The organism is Marinilabilia sp. (assembly GCF_016278715.1).
Classification (GTDB): domain Bacteria; phylum Bacteroidota; class Bacteroidia; order Bacteroidales; family Marinilabiliaceae; genus Marinilabilia.
On the sequence record NZ_JADQBH010000036.1, the window covers coordinates 1 to 6,362 of the forward strand.

Consider the following 6,362-nt stretch of genomic DNA (forward strand, 5'->3'; position numbering starts at 1 on the left):
CTTTAACTTCCTTGAAAATCCATTAAATAGCTCGCTATTCGCAGCATTTTCAAGTTGGCAAAGAAAAAATAACTTCGTTAAATCTGTCAATTTATTTCATTACAAACCCTAAAGGCAATTTCCCTATTCAATGGTCACCTCTGAATGTTTCACCTCATCTCCCATCTTCACAATATCTGCCACATTATCGGTTGAATTTTGTTGGATATTAACGCCATCCGTCAATGCCCCGAAAATGGCAAATGCAGAATTTCCTGAAGACTGAAATTCCAGCCCGTTGATGTCAATATTCTTTCCATTGTAAATCATCATTGCAGGACCTTCATCGGCTGTAACTTTCACATTATTCATCTGAATGCCATCAGCGTCAATAATACTAATTCCTTTCGTTCCTCTCAGAATAGCATCCTCCAGATGCACATTTTGCAAATTCATCTCCGGAAGCCCCATAAAAAAGGCAGCATTCCCAAAACCGTTGGCGCGAATATTCTTCATGAAAATATTTCTGAACGAGGGTGTTTCTTCTGTAACAGGGACAGCCTCAGCACGTTGTTCAGAAGGGGCACTATTCCCGCCATCGTCCATGATCGGAGCATCACCTCCGTAAAACAGATTAAAACGAATGGGCTCAGTCGGGATATCAATCATATCAATATTGGAGATGAAAATGTTCTCAACAATGCCTCCTCGTCCACGTGTACTTTTAAAACGCAGACCGGTATCTGTACCCATAAAAATGCAATCGGATACATGAACATTTTTTACACCACCTGACATTTCGCTACCTACTACAAAACCACCATGGCCATGATAAACAATATTGTTCTTCACTATCACATTTTCGGTGGGCATAGCTCTTTGCCGGCCATCTTCATTTTTCCCTGATTTAAAACAAATTGCGTCATCTCCCACATCAAAGGTATTGTTGTAAATCACCACATTTTTGCAGGATTCAAGATCCAAACCGTCTCCATTTTGTGAATACCAGGGATTTCGAATTGTCAAATTCCGGATGGTCACATCCTCACTCATAAGCGGATGAATGTTCCATGCAGGAGAATTTTGGAAAGTTGGACCGTCCAGTAAAACCTTTTCACATTCCTTAATACTTACCATTACAGGTCTGAGAAAATCTTTTACCTCTTCAAAAGCCTCCCGATTGTTAAAATCAGGAACATTAAAGTTGTCCCTTCCGTCTCCGGCTTTTGATTTCTCTGATGGATACCATATTTCCCCATCGTCACTCAGCACTCCACCTGATTTAACAAGGTTCTTCCATTGCGAAGCCGTCATTTTACTTTTCTTGACGGGCCTCCAGGCATCACCATTTCCATCAATCACACCATTTCCGGTAATAGCAATATTCTCCAGATTATGTGCATGAATCGGCGACATACAACGAAAAGTTTCCAATCCTTCGAAACTGGTTTTGATGAGCGGGTAGTCGTCAAAATCGGTACTAAAACGGATTACGGCGCCATCTTCGAGATGCAGATTAACATTACTTTTCATTTGAACAGGTCCTGTCATCCATATGCCACGGGGCACAACAACTCGGCCTCCACCGTTTTCGCTAACCTTTTCAATAGCACGGGAAAATGCACCTCCATTGGGAGTATGTGCATCTCCTACAGCACCAAATTCTGTTATCGACACAGAATAATCTGGAAATACAGGTTCCTGCACCACCGGCATTTCAAACTCTACGCCCTCATAAACAGAAAACGTTCCCTTCTCATAGGAATTTGTCTGTCCGAAACAACCAAAACTGCCAGATATTACTAATAAAGTAACCAGGCTTCCCTTAATAAAAAATGCTGGTATTCTCATAAGCTAAAAAAATTTCCTGTTACGAATCCAAATGTATGGAAGACCGATATCACCATTAAAGTACAACAAATGCAAAGTCTTCTCAAAACATCTTTCTAATTATTTCCTGCAAAACGAAAAAGACATCAATAAGTTTACAAACGGCATCCGGAGACTCTCCGGACGCCATCTGAAAACTCTTAAAAGTTTTGACCTAATTATAAGCAGGATTCTGGGGATAATTGCCACGGTTCAGGTCAAGGGCATCCTGTGGGATGGGACGTAAAATCTTCAATTCTCCTCCATTTCCTGTAAACCAATCGGCAGATTCAATATCCTTATTGTACAAAACAGTTCGTTCAACTAATGTTCCTGTACGCTTCAGATCGAACCAACGGTAATACTCACCGGCCAATTCACGGGCACGTTCATCAAGAATAAAATCAATATCCACATCACCGGCAGTAATATCCGCAACTCCGGCACGCTGACGAACCTCATTGATACGATCTGCGGCAGCCTGGGTGTTTTCCAATTGGAAGTAAGCTTCGGCAGCCATCAGGTAAGTCTCGGCCACACGGGCAATAATAAGATCCCGGGTACTGACAGTTCCATTGCTTGAAAACATGGATTGTGGATCATCAAATTTTCGAATGGCAATGGTCTCGAAGTCAAGAGCAGAAGATTTAGATGCTTCAAGATTCTCATAGTAGTGAAAGAAAGCATCGGGATGTTCTGTCAGATAAGCAGCTTCAAACGCCGCATTGCTCTCCCACGGACGGGCATAATAATGTTTCACCCCTACTGCTGACAAATCTTCAACCCTGTAAAAATCGTAATAGTTGTCATATACCGTTGTCATAAATGTACCTTCCCACCGTGTATCATTAGCGTTGTACAGATCCAACAGATACATATTAGGACAAAGATTGTACGAACGCCAGGGGGCATCACCAGCATTCTCACTTCCCCCCATGTACGGCCCGAAATAACTGGATTGAGAATGTCCAAGCTCATCGGGAGCAGAACTTATGGAATTTTCGGAATACTGAACCGAAAAAATAACTTCCTCGTTCTTTTCATTTCCCGGCCACCACAAATCGTGAAACGGGATGGTTAGCATCTGCCCATTGATTACCTCATCGGCTAATGATGCCGCTTTTGTAAAGTCATTATCCGAACCAAAAGATTCGTACCCGCGGGTAAGATAAACTTTAGCCAAAAGGTTAGTAACCGCTCTGCGATTCACTCTGCCTGAAAACGCTTCTGAACTAACAAGACCTTGTGCTTCTTCCAATTCACTGATGATGAAGCTGTAAATAGTTTCAGCGCTTTCCCTGTCAAGCTCAGTTACTGGTTCGTCAATCATTTCTGTAACCAGTGCCACTCCCCCATAGCTTTGAACCAAAAGGAAATAAGCATTGGCTCGAATAAACTTCATTTCACCAATGCGCTCATCCAGCGCCTCGAAAGGCTCGGTAAGTGTGCTGTATTCAAGTCCCATGTTACAAGCCTGAACAGAACTGTAACAATTCTCATAAAGCGGTAAAACTTCAGCCTCCGAAGAAGTCAAAAAGCGGTACTCACTCAAGCCAACAGGCTGAGACTGACGCCCCTCCACATACATATCGGTTCCGGCGCAAAACATCCAGGGTGCAGGACCATAAATATCCCGCAATGAACTGTAGGCAGCATTCACCAGAGTCTCATATCCATCAGAGGTTTTATAATACTCCTCTGCACCAATATTTGACAGGTTTTCTTCTTCCAGATAATCGGAACAGCCGGTGGCCAGAAAACCCAACAATCCTAAAAATATAAATATCTTCTTCATTTGATTTTCGATTTTATGAACAAGAACGAATGAAAAAAATCACCTATTCTGTACTTTATTAACATTTTTCAAAAAATTGTTTCCTGATTAAAACCTTGCACTAATACCAAATTGATAGGTTACAGAGCTGACTCCACCATCTCCATAATCAGAGCCGGCCCATTCAGGATCGAAACCATCATAATCAGTAAATACAAAAGGATTCAACACATTGGTATAGATTCTTAGGTGACTCATCCCTAATCTATTGGCAAAATTACGCTCAAAAGTATACCCCAACGAAATATTCTTGATTTTTACATAATCAACCAATCGGTAGTAACCAACACCATCATTTCGCCAGTAAGTACCTCCATTACGTGGTTGAGGATACTCGTTGGAATATTGAGCTGGGATTCCGGCATCATTGTCAGGAATGTACCAACTGTCCACATCAAGTTTGGCACGTCCGCGGTCGCGCATATCCACAAAATTGGAATGGAACCCGCTGTAAACAAACATCCCCTGATTGGTGAAAAGATTCAGGGAAAAATCAAAACCTCTGTACTTCAAGTTAGTGGAGAAACCACCTGACCAATCGGGGTCGTTTGAACCAAGAATCATACGGTCATCATTGGGATCAATCACACCGTCTTCATTCACATCTACCACCTTTGCCTCGCCTTCAGTTTGTCCGTAGGAAGCGGCCTCAGCAGCCTCATCGGCCTGCCAGATGCCATCAAATTTATAATTGTACTCCGATTCAATAGCCTCTCCAATAAACCAACCATTTCCCACATCGTCCACTTCGGTTTGTCCGTATAGTGATTCGATTTCATTGGTGTTTTTCGAAAATGTGAAAGTTGTTCTCCAGGAAAAATCCCCGTTATCAATATTAACAGTAGTCAAAGAAATTTCAATACCTTTGTTGCGTACCGACCCCACATTAGCGTCTAATTCCTCCCATCCGGTCTCTTTGGGCAATTTTTGCTTCATCAACAAGTCTTCCGACAACCTGTTGTAAACGTCAACAGAACCAGCAATCCGGTTTCTGAAAAAACCAAAGTCAATACCCAGATTTAATTCGGAAGTAGTTTCCCAGGTAAGAATTTTATTGGCGATCTGAGACGGAATAAAACCATTCACCGTATTTCCACCAAAGCTGTAATAGGTTTGATTGTCGGCGTTACTAACGGTTTTATATGGATCCACATTATTGTTGCCGGTTAATCCATAACTAACACGCGCTTTCAGATTAGACAAGGTACCAAAGTTCTCCATAAAAGGTTCTTCACTGACACGCCAGGCAAAAGCTCCTGAAGGAAATGAATTCCACTTATTCCCTTCTGACAGGTTGGAAGCACCATCCCATCGATTAGATAATGTTATCAGGTATCTGTCTTTAAAATCATAATTCAACCTAAAAACGTATGACATTAACGAGGTATTAAGGTAATTGGAGCCAATATTAAAACTCGACTGTGCTCCATTTCCCATATTGTAATATTGTGAGTTAAACGGAAGATTGGTCGTGGACATCATGGAAGTTTCAATACGGCGTTCATACATACTGTACAGCCCCATTGCATTAAAATGATGTTCTCCAAAGCTTTTGTCCCACGAAATCTGATTGTCCCAGGTATAATTCAAATCCTCTTCAGTGTCCCTTTGTGCCAGGGCCTGGCCGTCGTTGCTGGCGCCATCGTCGGTCAATGCTCCCCAGGACCGGCCTCTCCGGGACTGATCGTAGCCAACAGAGAAGGTTGTTTTTAATGTCAACTCATCAATCGGCTTAAATTGCAAGAATGCATTACCAACCCCGTTATATCTGCGGATGTTGTCAGAAGAATTGTTGATTTCCAGTATCGGATTGTAAGTACTGGTTTTGTTGATCAGATAATCACCATCAGGAGTAGTGTATTTACCTGGCATAGGAACCAACACACCTGTGGAGTCGCGGGGTGAGAGCAAAGGATTCAGCCGAAATGCTTCGCGCATAGCATTCTGACTTCCCATTTCCTGCTCGGTAAGAGAGACATTTAAACTGGCACCCGCAGTTACTTTTTCAGAAACCTTATGATTAACACTGGTTTTAAACGTGTACTTATCTATGTATTCATTATTAATGTTACCCTCTTCGTTTTGGTAACCAATGCCCATTACATAGGAAAGATCCTCCGAGGCTCCCGAAATAGAAATATAATGGTTTTGTTGTTTCCCGTTCTTCAACACTTCGTCATACCAGTCGGTGGTTTCATTGGCCTGTGCCCTGCGCAACAACTCACTATTAGCTGTACCCAGATAAGAAGCTTCATGTTCCTGAGCATCAATAATTCCATCTCCATTGGAATCACTGGCTGTTGCCAGGTAAGCGGACTTATGATAGTACCACCATTTTTCACCATCCATTAGTTTCGGCAGTCTTGCAGGCGTTTTCACCCCATAATAACCATCGTAAGTCACCACCGCTTCCGATTTGCTATCGGCACCTTGCTTGGTAGTAACAATAACCACTCCGTTGGTACCTCTGGAACCATAAATGGCGGTAGAAGATGCATCCTTTAAGATATCGATACGTGCAATATCCTGAGGGTTCAGAAAGTCAATACCATCGGTAATTACACCATCCACCACATAAAGAGGATCGCTATCATCCGACATGGTGTTTTTTCCTCTAATCTGAATGTCGAATCCGTCGCCTATACGCCCGGTTGATGAAGAAATCTGCACACCGGCAACA

The 6,362-nt window shown here is 42.4% G+C and carries 3 protein-coding genes; all 3 read right to left on the reverse strand.

Annotation, left to right across the window (positions count from 1 at the left end; translation table 11 throughout):
• Positions 1-123: 123 nt before the first annotated feature.
• On the reverse strand, positions 124-1,830 hold the full coding sequence (locus QZZ43_RS02635; protein WP_291855980.1) for a glycoside hydrolase family 28 protein: 1,707 nt from the start codon (positions 1,828-1,830) through the stop codon (positions 124-126).
• Positions 1,831-2,023: 193 nt separating this feature from the next.
• Positions 2,024-3,643 (reverse strand): RagB/SusD family nutrient uptake outer membrane protein, encoded by a 1,620-nt coding sequence (locus tag QZZ43_RS02640; RefSeq protein WP_291855982.1) that lies wholly within the window; start codon positions 3,641-3,643, stop codon positions 2,024-2,026.
• Positions 3,644-3,730: 87 nt separating this feature from the next.
• The coding region (locus QZZ43_RS02645; RefSeq protein WP_291855984.1) for a SusC/RagA family TonB-linked outer membrane protein at positions 3,731-6,362 on the reverse strand (2,632 nt) is incomplete at its 5' end.

What these genes read in the sequence shown, in the direction of transcription:
- QZZ43_RS02640 (WP_291855982.1), bottom strand. Translation starts at nt 3,643, where the DNA reads ATGAAGAAGATATTTATATTTTTAGGATTGTTGGGTTTTCTGGCCACC.
- QZZ43_RS02635 (WP_291855980.1), bottom strand. Translation starts at nt 1,830, where the DNA reads ATGAGAATACCAGCATTTTTTATTAAGGGAAGCCTGGTTACTTTATTA.